The sequence below is a fragment of the Duganella sp. CF402 genome (genome assembly GCF_900109645.1).
GTDB lineage: Bacteria > Pseudomonadota > Gammaproteobacteria > Burkholderiales > Burkholderiaceae_D > Rugamonas.
Genome location: NZ_FOBG01000001.1, coordinates 2,035,616 through 2,053,733, shown reverse-complemented (window position 1 = coordinate 2,053,733; position 18,118 = coordinate 2,035,616). Strand labels below are relative to the sequence as shown.

The window sequence follows — 18,118 nt, the reverse complement described above, 5'->3', positions numbered from 1 at the left end:
GCCGGCGGGCAGATAAATCTGTCACACTGTCGGTTTTTGCGTTTTCAGGCACCACATGTTGGACATTCTCGCCATTACCGGCCCGATTTACCTTGTGGTCCTTGCGGGCTATCTCGCCACCCGCATGGGCCTCTTTGCTCGCACGGACATGCAGGTGTTCGGCAAGTTCGTACTTAATCTGGCGCTGCCCGCGCTGATCTTCAACGCGCTGGCGCAGCGCCGCATCGGCGAGATCCTGCATCCCGCGTATCTGCTGTCCTATCTTTTCGGTTCGCTGACGATGCTGGTGCTGGCCTACCTGCTGGCCCGGCGTCTCGGCGGTTTAAGCCGCACCCGCAGTACCTTCCTGGCGATGGGCGTGTCCTGCTCCAACAGCAGTTTTATCGGCTTCCCGATTTTGCTGCTGATGGTGGCGCCGGTGGCCGGCGTGGCGCTGGGCCTCAATGTGATCGTCGAGAATCTGGTGATGCTGCCGCTATTGCTGGCGATGGCCGAAAGCGCGCGCGATGGCGGCGGGGGAGCGTGGCATCAGGTGGTGCGGCAGTCGGCGCAGCGCCTGATGCGCAATCCGCTGGTGCTGGCGGTGATGGCTGGCTTGATTATCAGTCTCGCGGAGGTGAAGCTGCCGCAGCCTGTGGTGCGCACCGTGAACCTGTTTGCGCAGGCCAGCGGCAGCGTGTCCTTGTTCGCTATCGGCGGTACGCTGTTTGGCTTGTCGCTGACCAGCGGCTGGCAGCGCGTGATTCCGCTGGTGCTGGCGAAGCTGATCGGCCATCCGCTGGCGGTGCTGCTGGTGGCGTCGCTGCTGCCGCTGATCGGCGTGGCGGCGATGGAGCCGCAGCTGCACGCCGCCGCGTTGTTGATGGCAGCCATGCCGATGCTGAGTATCTATCCGATCCTGGCGCAAGCCTACGGCGAAGCAGACCGCAGCGCCGCAGCGCTGCTGATCTGCATGGTGACGTCCTTCTTCACGCTCAGCGCGTGGATGTGGATCGTGCACCCCGGCTAAGCCACAATCCTCAGCCGCTGGCGCGGCGTAGCGTGATACGCGGCTGTGCCGCCTGCGCGTGGCATGGCTGGCGTGCGGAACACGCCGACCGCCTGACTGAGCGCCGCCGCCTGCTCGCTCAGCGCCGCCGCAGCCGCTGCGGCTTCTTCCACCAGCGCCGCATTTTGCTGCGTCACCGTATCCATCTGCATGATGGCGAGGTTGACCTGCTCAATGCCCTCGCTCTGCTCACGGCTGGCGAGGCTAATCTCGCTGATGATCCCGCCCACTTTCTGCACGCTGCGCACCACATCCTGCATGGTGTCGCCGGCCTGCGCCACCAGCTGGCTGCCCGCATCCACCTTGCCGACCGAATCTTCGATCAGCAGTTTGATCTCGCGCGCCGCATCGCCGGAACGCTGCGCCAGCGTGCGCACCTCCGACGCCACCACCGCAAAACCACGTCCTTGCTCGCCAGCGCGCGCCGCCTCCACCGCCGCGTTCAAGGCCAGGATATTGGTCTGGAACGCCAGTCCGTCGATCACCGTCGTGATATCGGCAATACGGCGCGAAGCCTCATTGATCGCATTCATCGTACTGACCACCTCCGCCACCACGGCGCCGCCACGGCCTGCCACCTCGGACGCCGACTGCGCCAGCTCAGTCGCATGCTGCGCGTGGCTGGCGTTATGGCGGACGGTCGCGGTCAACTGCTCCATCGCCGACGCGGTTTCTTCCAGCGAGCTGGCTTGCTGCTCCGTGCGCGCCGACAGATCGAGATTGCCGCCGGCGATCTGGCTTGAAGCGGCAGCGATGGTGTCAGTGCCGCCGCGAACCTGGCTGACGATCTGGCGCAGGCTGTGGTTCATCTCGCGCAGCGCCAGCAGCAGCTTTCCCATTTCATTGTGCGTATCGACGGTGATCTCGCGGGTTAAATCGCCATCGGCCACCGCCTGCGCCAGCTCGATCGCATAATCGAGCGGCATGGTGATGCTGCGTATCAGCCACACCCCGACCAACGCACCAGCCGCTAGCCCGCTTGCCAGCAGCACCAGCGCCACAATGCGGAATTGAGAAAAAGCTTGCTGCGACTGGGCGTAGTCGTCCGCCGCCACCGTCTGCTGCAAGGCGATCAGGCGATTGACGGCTTCCGACACCGCCTCGTAGTCGCGCCGCAGGTGCGGCGTGTCCTCGCTCTGGCGGCCTTCCAGCAGCGGCAGCACATGGCGGCCCAGGAAGGCATCGCGCACGACTACAAAGCGCTGTGCCAGCACGGTTTCTTCGGGCGTCAGATAGGTGGCCATGTATTCCTGCCACGCTTTGTCCGCTGCGGCCAGCTGGCGGCGCGCCTCGGCCGGATCGGCTTCCTGCAGGCCGCCCTGGAGATTCAGCTGCACATTCTGCAGGCCGCGCACCACGCGGTCCAGCTGTCCGACTGGTATCAGCCGGTCGTCATACACCGTCTTGAGCGTAGCGTTGGCCGCGTCCAGGCGAAACAGGCTAATCGCGCCTATCGCCGTCATCAGCAAGGAGAGCAGGCCGATCACGAAGATCAGCCTGGATTTGATGGAGGTATTCTTCAGCATGCGTTTTTCCACGAGGTTTGAGCCGCAGGAATTCTACGTTTGCTGGTCGAATTAATGACCCCACTAAAGTATGGCGGGCGTCATCAGGACCCCGGCCCAGGTCAGGGCAGGTCTTTGCGGCGCGCCTGCTCGATGTAGCGGACCGCCTGCTCGGTGTCATGCGGCGCTTTCAGGAACTGGCGCAAGCCTTCATACACCGGCGCCACCAGCTCCGCCCTGGCGTCGCGGTCGAAGAAGTGAGTCAGTCCGGCGGCATTGGCCACGGTGGCGCCAGTGACTTCCGCCAGCAGTACATTCGCGGATGTGGTCCCCGCCTTGGCCGGCAGGGTTTGATCGGCATCGGCCATCTGGCGCAGCGCGCCACTCTCCGCGAGGAAGGTCAGGAATCGCTTGCGCGCCTTGGGATTGGGGCCGTTTGCGGGCAAGACCAGAACATCGAGCGGCGCTTCTTCGTAGGCTGGCATAGTGGGCGACAGCGCAGGGAAGGCGAAGAAGCCGAAGTCCTGGGCCATCGCCGTGGTGAAGCGCGCGTCGGTAAAGCGCACGTCGCCATTTAGCAGCTTGTGGTGGAAATCCAGTCCATTGATGCGCAGGTTGAGATAGTCGAACCAGCCGGCGGCCGGCCACACGCTCTTTGCGCCCAGCCCCAGCGGCGTGACGCCGGCCGCCTTCAACTGTTCGCACACTTGCAGGAATTCGCTCCATGTGGCCGGCGGGCGCACGCCGACACGCTCGAACAGCGATTTGCGATAGATGAAGCCCCATGCGTAGTAATACAGCGGAAAGCCATACAGGTCGCCATCGATGCGCGTGCTTTCGATCGCGGTGGTGACGAATTTCTGCTTTTTCAACAGCGCCAACATCTCGGCATCGAGCGGGGAGAGTAGTTTATTTTTGGCGGCGTCGCGCAGGCGCTCACCCGCATACCAGAAGGCCAGGTCGGCGCTGCCGCTTTGCAGCCGCGTTAAGAACTCCCGCTTGTACTGCTCCTGCGGGTAGCCGCAGTGCGTTACCTTGAGGTCCGGGTTGGCGGCGGCAAACTGGTTGATGATGCTTATCCATGCACTGCGCTGGGGGCTGTTGGATATGACATAGTCGATCGTCAGGTCTTCGGCGATGCAGACACCCGGCAATGCGAGGGCCGCATACAACAGGGTTGTCGCTAATCCGGCGCGAAAAAATGACGTAAGCATGCTTGTAGTGTGTTGGCGGCCTCCGTGCATGTCAATACAAGATTGCAAGCATCATAAGAAACGGCAGCGTGACCGCTGCCGTTCACTAAACAATATTTGTTGTTTAGAACAGTGAACGCACGCCCAGCGTGAAGTAGCGGCCGCGCGGATCGTCGGCTTGCGCGAAGCCGTCACGCAGGCCGGCGCGGGTGCCGTTGCCGGAGAATGCTCCGATCGGCGGTTCGGCGTCAAACAGGTTCTCGACGTTGAAGTAGACCTGCGCATCGCCGAATCCCAGGTCAACCTTGTACGCGAGGTTGATGCCGGTGGTGGCAAACGAACGCATATGGTTGTTGACCCACACCTCGGCCGGATCCTTGCTCAGCTTCATGGCGCTACGCCAGCGTTCCGAAATGTCGACCGTGAAGTCGTTCATCGGGCGGAAGCGGAAGAAGCCGGACACGCGCACTGCCGGCGTGGAGGCCATTCCGCCTGCGCCGAACGCTGCGCCGCCCTGGTCCACCGTCGCCAGGCCGGGCTGACGGTAGTAGACGTGTGGCTGCCATGCGGTCAGCACGCGCAGCGAAGCAGGGCGGTCAAACAGCTTGGTCGCGTAGTTGCCTTCCAAATCGACGCCGAAGGTTTCCACTTCCGCGATATTCACGCTGCGATTGACCCACGAGGTGACGGCGTTGGCGGCCGAGGTGTCCTTGTAGCCATTGGGCCGCTTTTGCAGCGCGCAGTATGGCGAGGTGCCGCCGCTCTGGTAGCAGGCCTGCTGGAACGCGGCGGTGGAGCCGGATACGGTGGTGATGGCGTCCGAGATCTTGATGCGGTAGGCGTCCACCGCGAAGCTCATTTTCGGCAGCGGCTTCCAGATCAGGCCCAGCGTCATGGTGTTGCCGATTTCCGCCTTCAGGTTCGGATTCGACTCGTCGATCTGCGGCACGGTGGGGCTGGCGCCGGTCAACAGGTCGGTCGGGCGCACCTGCACTTGCGACACCGGTGCGAACAAGTCGTACAGCGTCGGGGCGCGGATGTCGCGCGAGCGGGTGGCGCGGAAGCGCAGCGTGTCCAGCACCGCCCAGTCCATACCGACCTTCCACGTGGTGTAGTTGCCGCTGGTGTTGTAGGAGGTGTAGCGTGCGGCGGCGTTGGTGCTCACGGTTTTCGACAGCGGCACATCCATCTCGCCGGCCACTTCCCATACGCGCTGGCTCACGCCTTGCGGGCTTTCGCCGAACACGTATTCGGTACGGGTGGCGGTGCTGGCGCAGTTCAGCGTCAGGCCGGTGCAGTTGACCAGGTCCGAAGGGCGCGAGTTGCTGTGCGAGTTGAACGACATGTCGCGCCACTCGGCCGACACGGCGGCGTTGACCGGACCGGCCCAGGTGCTGAACGGACTGCCGGCGACATTGGCCGAGATATCGTTCATTACGGTGGTGGAGTCGAAGAACACGGTATCGGTCACGTAGTCGATGGCTTGCGCCGAAGCCGCGTTCGGGCCGAATACGTCGAGGGGCACGCAGTCATCGGCCACGCCCGGATTGGTGACGGTGACGTTGCAGACGGTCTTGCCGCCGCTGCTGACGGCGTCCAGCGCGGCCGACAGCTTCTGGCGATTCAGCACATTGGACATCGCGGTATTCAGCTTGGCGCGGCCGTAGGTATAGTCGACATTCCACTTCAGCTCTTTGGTCTTGCCCTCGATGCCGGTGTTGAAGACCCATTGCTTCGAGTCCGATTCAGCGGTCAGGCGCGGAATGTCGCCCATGAATTTGCTGAAGCCGAAAGTGGCCTGCGTGCTCGGGATCAGCGCCTGGTATTCGGTCGGCAGGAAGGCGTTGGTGCGGCGCAGGAGTACGCCGTTCAACTGGTTGGTCTCGGCGAAGTTGGTATTGGTCTTCAGGTTGCCGGCGACTTGGGCGTAGACGTGGGTGTCGCCCGAAAGGTCGTAATCGACGCGGCCGAACAGCTGCTTGGCTTCCAGCTGCGACAGCAGGCCGGAGTCCCAGTAACCACCATCGCCGCCTACTTCAATCGCTGCAGTGCCGGTCGCGGTGCCGGCCACGAACGGGCTCAATACGCCATTGCTCTTGAAGGTTTTTCCGGCCAGCGCACCGCTGGTAATCAGGCCACCGAAAGGAAAGCCCTTCTGGCGCAGGTTCGATTGCAGCACGTAGGGATTGGCGGCGGTGCCGGTGCCGGTGACGCCGACCTGATTGAGCCAGTCGCGGTCCGAGCGGCGGTCAATGCCGTCTTCCTTGCGGTATTCGATGCCGGCTTCGACGTGCAGGCCGCGCCCGAGGTTTGCGCCCCAGGCCAGGGCGGCGTTGGATTTTTTGGCGTCGCCGAGTTGCGATGCGCCATAGCTGGCGTCGGCCTTGACGCCGTTGAATTTGTGATCGAGCACATAGTTCACCACGCCGGTCATGGCGTCCGAACCGTAGACGGCGGAGACGCCGCCGGTGACCACATCTACTCGTTCGACAAACAGCTGCGGGATCAGGTCGACGTCGACCGCGCCGTTGTACAGGGTAGGCGGAATGCGTTTACCGTCCATCAGCACCAGCGTGCGCAGGGCGCCGATGTTGCGCAGGTTAAGCTGGTTAGCGGAACCGCTGCCGCCGGCGGCGCTGCCGGCGGTGGTGGGGTTGCTGGCCGAGCCGCGCGAACCGGCGAACACTGGCAGCGAATTCAGTGCATCGGCCAGCGTTGCTCCTGGTTTCCCGGTCAGCAGATCGTCGGCGTTCATGACCGTGGTGGGGGATGGATTGCTGTCGCCGTTTTTAATAACGCGCGAACCGGTGACGGTGACCGAGGTCAGTTGGGCATCCGCCGGCGCAGCGTCTTCGGTTTGCGCGACGGCGGGGGCGCAGAGCGCAAGCATGCCTGCGCCGCACATCAAAATGTGCTGTGGTGTCTTCATCATGTCTCCTACGTGGTGATTTTTTTCACTCTCTGTCTGCGGCGGATGCCGCATTGACTAGGAGCGTATAGAAAGATCAACCGCGTGGCTTTGGACGAAAAGGAGAATCACTTGCACCTTTCAACACAGTCCGCAGGAGCCTATAATTGGTTCATGACCACGTCACCCAAAAAACGGAAGCTCCCGCTGCCTCGCGCTGCCGAGGCAACAGGTCCGCAAAATAATGCGGAGAAGCGCGTCTACGACCTGGTCATGGAGGGCGTGAACAGTGGTCCGTCGAAGCCAACTACTATCTCGGCCTTAAGCACGTCACTCAAGGCGCGCATTCGTTCTCGGCGTGGATGATGTGAATTTTAAACTTTCGCCTACCGCCGAGCTGGACGTGCAAGAAATTGCCGACTATTACGCAGAGGTGTCGGATCAGTTGGCAGACAGTTTTGTGGATGAGCTTGAGGCTGCCTTGCAGGATCTTTGTGATGAGCCCCATATCGGTTCGCGTCGCTACGCACATTTCTTTGCCGACCATTCATTGCGTAGCTGGCACCTGTACGTACGAAATAAACACGCTTAAGTATGTCCTTTATTATCGGCACGGGACCAGCACGAGGAGTGATGAATCTTACTTCGTTCTCATGAGCCCAGTCACTGTGCTTGATTGATGCTGCTCTGCAGGTATTTAGCATCTGAAAGCGGAAATTAAAAAAATCAGTTCGGGTCTCTTCTAGAATTTGTGCCATCGACCATTTTGGATGCAAGTTGGCCTCTTCACGGATTAATTTCTCAAAAACGTCAGCTCGGTTATATATTCGGGCTGTTGAAGAGTAGTCCACGCCGATTGGCACTATTTGATACTTTGCCAGCAGCGGATCGGGCCACTCTAGTTCAAAACAAAATCCCTTGGAATTATCACAGTAATAGGCCCACATGGGCTGGTTGTCAGGTCGGCTTGCCGTGGAATAGATGCCCACTTTTTGAGCGGCATCCAAAAAGCTCGCGTTGTCGCATGCGTACTTGGTCTCAAATGAAGCTAATGCGTGCTCGGGTAGGGAGTAGCCGCCAACTCCCCCGCGTTGCTGCGCAATCTCTTTAATGGTTTGATCCATTTGCGCGATATAGTCAGCCACACTAGAGTGATCGAATTGTGCTTCAAGACAGTCGTTGAATTCTGAGGGGCGCGCAAAGTAGGCAGCTCCTTCTGATAGGCAACGCAATGCTGCGGGTCCTGCTCGGTACTTGAAGCTAATTTTCCTCAATGGGGAAGTATTGTCAGTCTTCATAGATTTATTTTCTATTTTGAAAGCGAGTGACTGCTGCTACCGACAAGCCGCATTGAGGTTCACCGTGCGTCGTAGATCTCGTAGCCGCTCTTGCCGTTGCGTTTGACCTGGTACATGGCCTTGTCGGCGCGTTCGATCAGGTCGGCTAGCTGGGTGCCGTGGATGGGGTACAGGCTGATGCCGATGCTGGCGCCCAGCGCGTAGCTGGCGCCGCCGGCGGGGATCTCTGCGGTCAGCTGGTCGAGCAGCTTCTTGGCGATTTCGTAGGCCTGGTCCGGATTTTCCAGCTGGGTGCCGATGACGATGAATTCGTCGCCGCCCACGCGCGCGCAGATGTCGGTACTGCGGGTGTGTTTTTGCAGCCGTGCCGCCACTTCCTTTAACACCTGGTCGCCGACCGCGTGGCCGGCGCTGTCGTTGATCGGCTTGAAGTTATCGAGGTCGATGTAGAACACGGCCACCACTTGGTGCGGCCGCGTGGCCAGCAGCAGCGCATGGTCGAACAGGGTCTCCATGTAGCGCTTGTTTTTCAGGCCGGTCAGCGGATCGAGGAAGGCCATGCCGAGCGCCCTGGCCTCGGCATCCACCAGCCGCTTCTGGAAGCGCAGCAGGATGGCCGACAGCAGCGAGGAATACTGCAACAGCACCAGCATGGTCCCCAGCACGAAGCCGTTGCGGAACCACAACGGCTGCACGGCGATGATGTAGGGCGCCACCAGCCAATGCACTGCCAGGGCGGCAGAGGAGGCGGCCGTCATGGTCAGCGCCCAGCCGGGAACATCGTGCCGATGGCGGAACGCCAGCCACGCCACGTAGGCCAGGAAGGCAGCGTTGACCAGCGTGTAGCCACCGCTGCGCATCAGGTTCGGCGCGTCGGCCATCCAGGTCAGCATGATCCACAGTTCGGCGATGGCGGCGGCCAGCCAGAACCAGCGCTCGCGCAGGTCGAGGTTGAGGAAGCGCGTCAGGCCGGTCAGCAGGAAGGGCTTTTCCAGCACGATGAAGATGGCGTAGATGAAGGTGGCCGGGTGCACATTGCTGGACGGGAGCATCAGGAACAACGCCAGCCGTCCGCACAGCGCGAGCGCCAGCGATAGCGCCCACCAGCCGGCGCCGGAACTGGTCCTGGCGAACCTGCTGATCCACAGGAAGAACAGCAGGAACACAAAATACACCGTGAAACCAAAGGTATGCACTATCTCGTAGGACATCGGGCACCTCGCAATATGCAGTGATTATGCCTTGTGGTCGCCGGGAAAAACGTGTTTTATATGCAACATTCGTGAAATTTCGTGCAATTTCGCTCAGGCAGAAACGTTGGTCGACTTGGTGATTTTCGCAATTGATATTCTGAAAATGACCAAGCAAAATGCTGGACACATCTCAACCATAGAGAGGCCTATGAGACTGCTCGCCCACACGCCGGTGTTCACCGCGCTCGCATCGATCTTTGCATTTTCCGCCACCGCTTTTGCCGCCCCCATCGCCACGCTGGACCGCGACGGCGCCTTCGTCTCGATCGAGGCCTACGGCCCGAACGTGGTGCACGTCACCATCGCGGTCGACAAGGCCGAGGTCCTGAAAGGTCCCGGCTACGGCATCCTGCCGAAGAACAGCGACAACAGCGCCTTCCGCCACAGCGGCGGCAACCGCGAAGCTGACGTATTCACTTCCTCCGCCATGACGGTGCGCGTGAATCCGGCGCCGCCGCCTTCCGTGCCAACGCAGGGCCAGAAGTATTTCGCGCCGTCGCTGGCGCCGGTCGGCCTGCAGGTGCTGAACGCCAAGGGCGAACAGGTGGTGAGCATGAACGGCTGGGAGATGTCGCCGCAGACCGTCAACACGGAGAAGACTTTCCAGGTCGGCGCCTCGTTCTCGGTGGCGCGCGATGAGCATTACTACGGCATGGGCCAGAACCAGGAATCGCTCGGCCCACTGGACCTGCGCGGCCGCACGCTCGATTGCAAGCACTGGTACGACGCGCCGGCCGGCGAGAGCGTGTGCGTGCCGTTCATGGTGTCGTCCAAGGGCTACGGCATCGTGTGGGACAACCCGTCCGCCACGCGTTTCGTGGCCGGCGTGAATGGCCGCACGGCGTTCCAGTCGAATGTGGGCGAGCGCGTGAGCTTCTTCGTCATCACCGGTTCGACGCCGGAGGAAATCTACTCGGGCTATGCGCGCGTGACCGGCAAGACGCCGATTCCGCCGAAGTCCGCGTTTGGCCTGATTCAGTCGAAGGCCCGCTACGACAGCCAGCAGGAACTGCTGCGCGTGGCGAAGACCTATCGCGAGAAGAAGTACCCGCTGGACGTGATGGTGCTGGACTGGTTCTACTGGACCCGCATGGGCCAGATGGATATCGATCCGGCGCAGTTCCCTGATCCGAAGGCGATGAACAAGCAGCTGCACGACATGGGCATGGAGTCCATCATCTCGATCTGGCCGCGCTACGAGACCTCGGGCCGCTATTTCAATGAGTTGGATAGCAAGGGCTATCTGCTGAAGGACAAGGACGGCAAGACGGTGGACGGCCTGCCGTTCCGCTCCGACCGCACCGGCGGCTTGATCGACCCGACCAATCCTGCGGCCCGCAAGTGGTTCTGGGAGAAGGCGCGCGACAATATCCTGTCGCAGGGCTTCGATTATCCGTGGCTGGACGAGACCGAGCCGGATCTGGTGCCGAGTGGCTTCTTCTACTCGATCGGCTCGGGCGACCGCTATCACAACCTGTTCCCGCTGATGCACGTGGAAGGCGTGGCCGAGAATATGCGCGGCTGGAAGCCGAACAAGCGCGTGTTGATTCTGTCGCGTGCCGCGTATCTGGGTTCGCAGCGCACCGGCGCCTTGTTCTGGTCTTCGGACATTCATCCGACCTGGGAAGCGCTGGCGCGCCAGGTGCCGACTGGCTTGAATATGACGGCGTCCGGCATCGCATACTGGGGCAACGATATCGGCGGCTGGCAGAACCTGCCGCGCGAGTCGTCGGCGGTGAAGCCGCCGCTGCTCGACCCGTCCGATGCGCGCGATGTGGTGGGCCAGTATCACGACTATCCTGAACTGCTGACGCGCTGGTTCCAGTACGGCACCTTCATGCCGACGCTGCGCCTGCACGGGGAACGCAAGGCGGCCGAGATCTGGGCCTTCGGCAAACAGGCGGAGGCGGTGATGGCGCGCTTCGACACGCTGCGCTATCAGCTGATCCCGTACATCTACTCGCAGGCCAAGTTCACGCACGACACCGGCGCGCCGTTCATGCGTCCTCTGTGGATGGACTTCGCCAACGATCCAAACGTGGCCAACATCGGCACGCAGTACATGTTCGGCCCGGCCTTCCTGGTGGCGCCGGTGACGGAGCAGGGACAGACCGAGAAGGACGTCTACCTGCCGGCTGGCGCGGACTGGTATAACTTCTGGACCAACGAGAAACTGGCCGGCGGACGCTGGGTGAAAGTGGCCGCGCCTATCGATCAGATTCCGGTGTTCGTGAAGGCCGGTTCGATCGTGCCGATTGGTGCGGATGTGCAGTCGACTGCGACCAAGCAAGGCATCGCCAGCATCAACGTCTATCCGGGCAAGAGCGGCGAGTTCCGCCTGTACGAAGACGATGGCGTGAGCTACGACTACGAGAAAGGCAAGTCAACCACCACCGTCCTGAAATGGGACGATGCGGCCGGCAAGCTGAGTGGCGGCGGTTCGGCGCCGGTCAAGGTGATCGGCAAGTAAGTCACTTGGCTTTGGCGGGATAGCGCTTTTGGCGCACCCGCTGCGGCAAGCGTTGTAGCACGCTGTGGCGCAAGTCGCGCCACAGCGGCAGCGGATCCCGCCAGTCATGCACGAAGTAGCCGGAGCGCGGGCGCAGGAATTCGGTGAGATAGCCTGCCAGCTCGCGCCACGTTCTCACGTGCAGCAGGCGGCGCGTCTCTGCCGTCATGTAGCGGCATCGCACACCTTCCTCGTACGCCGTGCCGGCGACTTGTTCCTGCAAGGCTAGCGCCTGATAGCAGTACCACGGAAAATTCGCGCCGGCCTGGCAGGCCAACGGCAAACTGCCCCAGAATCGCCCATTCACCTCCATCAATGCCGCGCGCCCGGTGGACGAATCGTAGCGATACTCCACCATCGCCACGCCTTCCCACTCCAACGCCCGCAGCAGCGCCACCGACTGCCGCATCAACTCCACATGACGGGAGGCGGGCAGCGACACGCACAACGTCGACGTTCCGCCCTCTGGCGGCCACTCGTGCAGTCGCTGGTGCTGGAAGCGGTACAACGCCTGACCATCCTTCATCAGCACAAACTGCCCGAGGCCATAGCCGGCGCAGTATTCCTGCACCATCGGAAACCGCGCCAGCACTTGATAACGGCGCAGCGCCGCCATCAGCGTATCCGCATCATCGCAGTACTGCGCTTTCTCCAGCCGCATGCCCGCCTGCCGCAGCAGGGGGATCATCGCGTTGGGATCCGCCCATTTCAGCACCACCGGGAAGCGCGCCTGAGCAGCGGCTGTGGCACCGTCATCGATGCTGGCCGGATGCCAGGTGCGCGGCACGAACACGCCGGCCTGTGCCGCCGCAGCGTAGGTCAGATCCTTGCGCAGCACGCGCTCCATGCGCTCACGGTCAGCAAACATGAAGCGATAGCCGGGCAACTGGACGCGAGCCTTGTTGAGCGCGAGGATGTCGGTTTCCGCGATGGCAAACAGCGCCGCCGGTCCGATCTCATCGCCCAACCTGCGCAGCTGCGCCACCACGTCGTCTGCGCGCTGCATGCCGCGATGCAGATAGCGCGAGCTGAGGCCCAGCGCACCCTCGCTGCGGGCAATGCCATAAACCGTCACACCATGCCGGCCAAGATCACGGATGATGGCAAGCCCGATCGGCGTATCGATGCCCAGCACCACGGCGGGCAGCGGCTGCGGCGCGGGCGATGCCAGCCAGCCGTGGATCGCTCGCCGCCAGTGGTGGCGCTGCTGCTCGGTCACGGCGCCGATCACGAAGATGCTGGAAAAAACCGCCAGCATGGTGACGAGATAGTAGCCCGGCCCGGACGGGTCACCGTTGAACAGCGCTGCATAGAACTGGATCAACGGCTGGTGCAGCAGGTAGATGCTGAAGGTGTAGGCAGCCGTCGCCCGCACCGGCGATGCGATGCGTTCCAGCGGCAGCGCGCCGGCCAGCGCTCGCACTCCGACGAAATGCGCTGCCACGATCAGCGCGAGCAGATAGTCCGTGACCAAGTAGCGCGAGAACGCCAACTGCTGGTGCCAGTGCGTACCGATTAACTGGCGTAGCCACGCGCTGCCTGCTTCGGTCAGGCCGGCATGATGGAACGCGCCATACGCTGCGCACGACGCCAGCAGCAGTGCAAGGCCGCCGGTGCGGCCCATGCGCTGCAAGGCGGCCCAGCGATGCAGCACCACACCCGTTGCCCACACCGGCGCCAGCAGCAGGATGTTGGGCCCGATCAGCAGCATCACCGCGCCACACCACAACACGCGCTTACGCCCGCGCGTGAAGGTGAGAATCGCAAACAGCACGTAGTACCAGAACTCGTAGCACAGCGACCAATACGGCACGTTGGAGAATGACATGATCGACAGCGTCCACGCTTCGTTGAGGAAGGCAAGACTGGTGATGATGCGCAGCCAGGCCAGATCGTGCGTGGTGCGGCCGTCGTAGAACTGTGGCGCCATCGCTTCGCCCAGCTGGTCCAGTAAAGGCGTAAGCAGGACCACCGGCAGCGCGAGCGAGTAAAAACGCGCCAGACGGCTCGACCAGTATTCCAGCGGCGTGTTCTCGCGCGTGGCGGTGATGTGGGAAATGACGTAGCCGGACAGTACGAAGAACACGATGACGGCGGCGTGTCCGTGGTTGCTGAAGGGGAGCTTGTCTGTACTGAGCAGGCGCAGATTGGAGTGGTACAGCACCACCGCCAGCGCGCTAAGCACGCGCACCAGATCGAGGTAGATGGAGAACGAGCGGTTCATGCCGCGCTCCCCGAGAGCGCGCGGTGCAAACCATGAACGGCTTGCCGTACGCGCGCGAAGCAGCGGTCGAAATAGGTGTCGGATAGCGTGTAGGGATCGTGCAGGTGCGGCATCGGCGGCTCGCACCACAGCCCGAGGAGCTCGATCTGCACGTCAGTGCGGGCGATCAGGCGGTGTTGCAGCTCGTGGGCGTGGCGGACTTCCATCGCCAGAAACAGGTCGCCCGGCAGGACTTCAAAATCGCGGAAATCGGTAGCACGATGGACGCTCAGGTCTGCGCCACAGCGCTGCGCAGCGCGCAACGCGGCATCGGGCGAGGCCGTGCCGGTGCAGGTCGAGAGACCGATCGATACCGCCGGCAAGCCAAGCTGTATGGCGACGTGCTGCGCATACGCGCTGCGGCAAATATTCCCGAGACAGACAAACACCAGCCGCCGCACGCGCTCGGGATGGCGCAGGCGATAAGCCTTCAACAGACCACCGCGCAGCGCGCCCCGGGCCAATAGCGCCCGCACCACGCCCCGCCAGGTCCCATGCCGCCGCTCCAGCCACCCAAGCAGCAACTGCCGCGCGGCCAGCACGAGTTGGCCGTAACGGTCGTAGAGCACTTGCGTGGCGAGGCGGGCGGCGGTGTGCCACGGACGGCCGCGCAGCAGGGGATTGGCGGACGACGCGGCGGTCATCGGCTGGCTGGCCGCAGCGGCCAGGCCGCTGGCCTGGAACCGGTCCGGATTGGCGGCGATGTAGTCGCACAAGCGCTCCAGCCGCGACTGATTCACCGCATGCCGCCGCAGCACTCGGAAGCCGTCGCCATAACTCTGCACATACTCAAACGGATGACTGAGGATCACCACCAGCTCCAGCCCCGCCGCATGCGCGCTATCCAGCAGCGCGCGCATCTCCGCAAAACTGGTCCCGGACACCGACACTGTCTTCGCATGCCCCGGCCAGTCCGCAAAGGTCATCACCGGGCATTCCTGCACCCCATGCCGCACATGCCGCCCCGCGCGCAACTGATAATCTGCCAGTCCGCAGTTGTAGACGCCCAGGCCAATGTTGGAGCTGTACGGAATCCCCACCGCAGCCAGCGCGCGATACAGATTCTCGTCATGCTGCAAGCTCCCCGCGCGAAACACCTGCGGCGAGGGCAATCCCCACTCCGCAAACGTCGCCTGTCCCTGCCGCAGCAGCGCCACCGTCGACGCCAGCTCGCGCCCGGCCAGATCGTCCTGGCGCGGTTGCAAGCGCACCCGCTGCGGCCAGTCCTCATGCTGGAACACCGCCCAGCAAGGATGCACATGCAGCTGCAGCTCATGCCCGTCCTGAGCGATGCGCGCCGCCAGCGCGCGCATCGGATCATCACGGAAGTAATGCCGCTGCACCGTCTCGACAAAAAACGTGGCGTGCATGCCACGCCGCCGGAAACAGCCCAGCAAAAAATCCAGCCCCTGCGAATGGCCTCCGGCCTCGCACAGCACCATCGGCACGCCGACCGGGCGCAACGCCGGATCGGCAAACGCCCCGGCGATGCTGAACTCCGTATCGATGGTAAAGCAGACGCGCATGACAGCCCCCCGACGGCAATCAGACCAGTGTAGTCATCGTCGCCTTACCGGATATGCGCTCGATCAAACCTCCTTCATTTGTCCATGACGGACGATATCCCAACTGTGCCCGGTTTTCGCCCCGGCTCAAGTAGAATGGCGAAATCAGCCCCCGGAGATGCCCATGCAGCAGAGTGCCTTGTCCAGCGTACACGCGATTGAAGCCGAGCGGTTCCGCCAATTCATCATGGGCGTGACCGATTACGCCATCTACATGCTGTCGCCGGATGGCGTGGTGGTGACGTGGAACGCCGGCGCGCAGCGCTTCAAGGGCTACCATCCGGACGAAATCATCGGCCGTCACTTTTCCATGTTCTACACCGACGAGGACCGCGCGAACGGCCGGCCTGCCTTTGCGCTGGAGGTGGCGCGCACCACCGGCAAGTTCGAGGACGAGGGCTGGCGCGTGCGCAAGGACGGCAGCCGCTTCTGGGCCAGCGTGGTGATCGACCCTATCGTCGATCCGCAGGGCGAACTGCTGGGCTTTGCCAAGATCACGCGCGACATCACCGAGCGCCACGAGGCGGCCGAGCAGCTGGAACGGGCACGCGAGGCGCTGTTCCAGTCGCAGAAGCTGGAAGCCATCGGTAAGCTGACCGGCGGTATCGCGCATGACTTCAACAATCTCCTGAGCGTCATCATGAACGGGCTGGAACTGCTGCGGCTATCGCGCGATCCGGCCGTCACGGCGCGCTCGGTGGATACCATGACGCGCGCCGCCCAGCGCGGTGCGGCGCTGACGCAGCAGCTGCTGGCCTTTGCGCGGCAGCAGCCGTTGCGGCAAGAGGCGCACGATCTGGCGCCGGTGATCCGTTCGTTCGAGGCCGTGCTGCGGCGCGCGTTGCCGGACCATATGCACTTGTCCCTGCAGCTGAACGGCGAGCTGCCACAGGCGATGATCGATCCCACCCAGTTTGAATCGGCGCTGCTCAACCTCGTGGTCAACGCCCGCGACGCGATGAGCGAGGCCGGGCAGGTCGATGTGGCGGCGGACGCGGTGGCATTGGCCGACAACCAGGTGGACCGCCTGCCCGCCGGCCGCTATGTGCGCGTGACGGTGCGCGACAGCGGCACCGGCATGACGCCCGAGACCATCACGCGCGCCGTCGAGCCGTTCTTCACCACCAAGGAAATCGGCAAGGGCACGGGACTGGGCCTGAGCCAGGTGTACGGCATGATGCAGCAGTGCCAGGGGGCGCTGGCACTGGATTCGCGCGTGGGCGAGGGCACCACGGTGTCGCTGTACTTCCCGGCGGTGAGCGGGGAGGGCGCGGTGGCGCGCGAGCGGGTGGAGGCCGATGCCGACGCCGACGCCGGCGCCGGCGCGGTCAAGGTGCTGGTGGTGGATGACCAGCCCGACGTGCTGGAAGCGGCCATCAGCCTGTTTACCCACCTTGGCTACAAAGCCGTGTCGGCCGACAACGGCGCACAGGCGCTGGATATGCTGCGCCGCCAGCCCGACATCGCCATCCTGTTCAGCGACGTGGTCATGCCCGGCATGAGCGGCGCGGAACTGGGCACGACCGCGCGGCGCGACTTCCCCGATTTGAAAATCGTGCTGGCCTCCGGCTACGTCAAGAGCACCTTGCGCGACCAGATGCCGGACGTCGGCGAGTTTGAGCTGATTGCCAAGCCTTACCGCCTCAGTGATCTGATTCGCACCCTGAAGGTGCTGTAGTCAGGTCAGCGCCGTATCCAGCACCATCATGACAATGAAGCCGATCACCAGCGCACAAGCGGCGGTATTGCAATGGCCGTGCGCGATGCCGGTGGCCAGCGTGTGGGCCTTGAGCGTATCCACGCCGCCGTAGCCGACGCCGATGGCCACGCGGCCGCCCAGCAGCCGCCGATCAGTGCACTGTGCGCCCTCGGGGGCAGGGCGGCTATCAGCAGCGCGCCGTCGTGCAGCAACAGCAGCAGCCCGGCGAGCGCGATCGCTGCGCCGGCCAGCATGCGCCACCGTAGGCGATGACGCACGGGGGGGGCTGTGCATGTGCTTACCGCGGCAGGCTGGCGTTGCCGGTCTGGCCGTCGCTGGCGGCGACGCCATTCAGCGCCTCGCCCAGTTCCGCACCGGTCAGCGGGTCGGCTTCAGGGGCCGCGATATTGGAGCGCAGGTCGGCGGTCGGCTCGCCGATGGTGTCGATATAGGCCGCGCTCCACGGCACGCCGGCCGAGTTGATCAGCGGCGCGTCGGCGCCATACAGCAGCTGCGTCACATGGCTGGAGTTGCCGGCGCCGGAGATGGCGCGATACATTTCGGCTTCCTCATCGGCGCCTTCCGCCAGCCGGCCCTTCGCGCCTTTGTTCAGCATGACCACGATATTGCCGATCACTTCCAGATGGCTTAATTCTTCGGTGGCGATATCGAACAGCATGTCCTTGCGGCCTGGGTCATCCTCGGCCCGCAGGGTGAAATAGCGGCATGCCGCCGCCAGTTCACCCTGCGGGCCGCCGAATTGTTCCAGCATCAGGTTGGCGAGGCCGGGATTGGTTTCACTGACCCGTACAGTGTATTGCAGACGTTTGTTGTGGGCGAACTTGGCGAACCTCCTGCGGTAAGTTGGAAGTCCATG

12 protein-coding genes and 2 pseudogenes are annotated in these 18,118 nt (G+C 63.1%); 5 read left to right on the top strand and 9 right to left on the bottom strand.

What is annotated here, in order from left to right; all coding sequences use genetic code 11:
• Window positions 1–55 precede the first annotated feature (55 nt).
• Complete coding sequence (locus BMZ70_RS09120; RefSeq protein WP_092272690.1) at window positions 56–1,009, top strand: AEC family transporter; 954 nt, start codon at window positions 56–58, stop codon at window positions 1,007–1,009.
• On the opposite strand, the gene BMZ70_RS29190 is transcribed toward BMZ70_RS09120, so the two are convergent.
• The 3 genes from BMZ70_RS29190 to BMZ70_RS09105 all read right to left on the bottom strand — a co-directional run bounded on the left by BMZ70_RS29190 (window position 1,006) and on the right by BMZ70_RS09105 (window position 6,678).
• On the bottom strand, window positions 1,006–2,574 hold the full coding sequence (locus tag BMZ70_RS29190; protein WP_092272688.1) for a methyl-accepting chemotaxis protein: 1,569 nt from the start codon (window positions 2,572–2,574) through the stop codon (window positions 1,006–1,008). The genes BMZ70_RS09120 and BMZ70_RS29190 overlap by 4 nt on opposite strands.
• Before the next feature lie 101 nt (window positions 2,575–2,675).
• Complete coding sequence (locus BMZ70_RS09110; RefSeq protein WP_165403494.1) at window positions 2,676–3,725, bottom strand: ABC transporter substrate-binding protein; 1,050 nt, start codon at window positions 3,723–3,725, stop codon at window positions 2,676–2,678.
• Between the two features lie 145 nt (window positions 3,726–3,870).
• Entirely contained in the window at window positions 3,871–6,678 is a 2,808-nt protein-coding gene (locus tag BMZ70_RS09105; RefSeq protein WP_165403495.1) for a TonB-dependent receptor domain-containing protein, read from the bottom strand.
• Between the two features lie 334 nt (window positions 6,679–7,012).
• Between BMZ70_RS09105 and BMZ70_RS29300 the strand changes: the two genes are divergently transcribed.
• Window positions 7,013–7,246 (top strand): type II toxin-antitoxin system RelE/ParE family toxin, encoded by a 234-nt coding sequence (locus BMZ70_RS29300; protein WP_092272679.1) that lies wholly within the window; start codon window positions 7,013–7,015, stop codon window positions 7,244–7,246.
• A gap of 55 nt (window positions 7,247–7,301) precedes the next feature.
• Here the strand turns inward: BMZ70_RS29300 and BMZ70_RS29295 are convergent.
• Window positions 7,302–7,601: pseudogene (locus BMZ70_RS29295) on the bottom strand (DUF2971 domain-containing protein); the annotation flags it as partial.
• Window positions 7,602–8,011: 410 nt separating this feature from the next.
• Complete coding sequence (locus tag BMZ70_RS09090; RefSeq protein WP_092272675.1) at window positions 8,012–9,163, bottom strand: GGDEF domain-containing protein; 1,152 nt, start codon at window positions 9,161–9,163, stop codon at window positions 8,012–8,014.
• A 190-nt stretch (window positions 9,164–9,353) separates the two neighbouring features.
• Here BMZ70_RS09090 and BMZ70_RS09085 point away from each other — a divergent pair, with 190 nt between their 5' ends.
• Window positions 9,354–11,675 carry a glycoside hydrolase family 31 protein gene (locus BMZ70_RS09085; RefSeq protein WP_092272672.1) on the top strand — a complete coding sequence of 774 codons (2,322 nt, stop codon included), beginning with the start codon at window positions 9,354–9,356 and terminating at the stop codon, window positions 11,673–11,675.
• Window position 11,676: 1 nt separating this feature from the next.
• Here BMZ70_RS09085 and BMZ70_RS09080 read toward each other — a convergent pair whose 3' ends face one another.
• Complete coding sequence (locus BMZ70_RS09080) at window positions 11,677–13,938, bottom strand: acyltransferase family protein (RefSeq protein WP_092272669.1); 2,262 nt, start codon at window positions 13,936–13,938, stop codon at window positions 11,677–11,679.
• Complete coding sequence (locus BMZ70_RS28560) at window positions 13,935–15,236, bottom strand: arsenate reductase/protein-tyrosine-phosphatase family protein (protein ID WP_207231514.1); 1,302 nt, start codon at window positions 15,234–15,236, stop codon at window positions 13,935–13,937. Before BMZ70_RS28560 ends, BMZ70_RS09080 begins: the two co-directional genes overlap by 4 nt.
• On the opposite strand from BMZ70_RS28560, the gene BMZ70_RS27975 reads away from it, so the two are divergent.
• Window positions 15,237–15,536, top strand: a complete 300-nt coding sequence (locus BMZ70_RS27975; RefSeq protein WP_130300836.1) for a hypothetical protein — start codon at window positions 15,237–15,239, stop codon at window positions 15,534–15,536.
• A 130-nt stretch (window positions 15,537–15,666) separates the two neighbouring features.
• Window positions 15,667–17,220 carry a PAS domain S-box protein gene (locus tag BMZ70_RS09070; RefSeq protein WP_092272666.1) on the top strand — a complete coding sequence of 518 codons (1,554 nt, stop codon included), beginning with the start codon at window positions 15,667–15,669 and terminating at the stop codon, window positions 17,218–17,220.
• Here BMZ70_RS09070 and BMZ70_RS27970 read toward each other — a convergent pair whose 3' ends face one another.
• Both BMZ70_RS27970 and BMZ70_RS09065 read right to left on the bottom strand, forming a co-directional pair.
• Window positions 17,221–17,535, bottom strand: a complete 315-nt coding sequence (locus tag BMZ70_RS27970; RefSeq protein WP_130300838.1) for a hypothetical protein — start codon at window positions 17,533–17,535, stop codon at window positions 17,221–17,223.
• A gap of 103 nt (window positions 17,536–17,638) precedes the next feature.
• Window positions 17,639–18,082: pseudogene (locus tag BMZ70_RS09065) on the bottom strand (manganese catalase family protein); the annotation flags it as partial.
• Window positions 18,083–18,118: the final 36 nt, after the last annotated feature.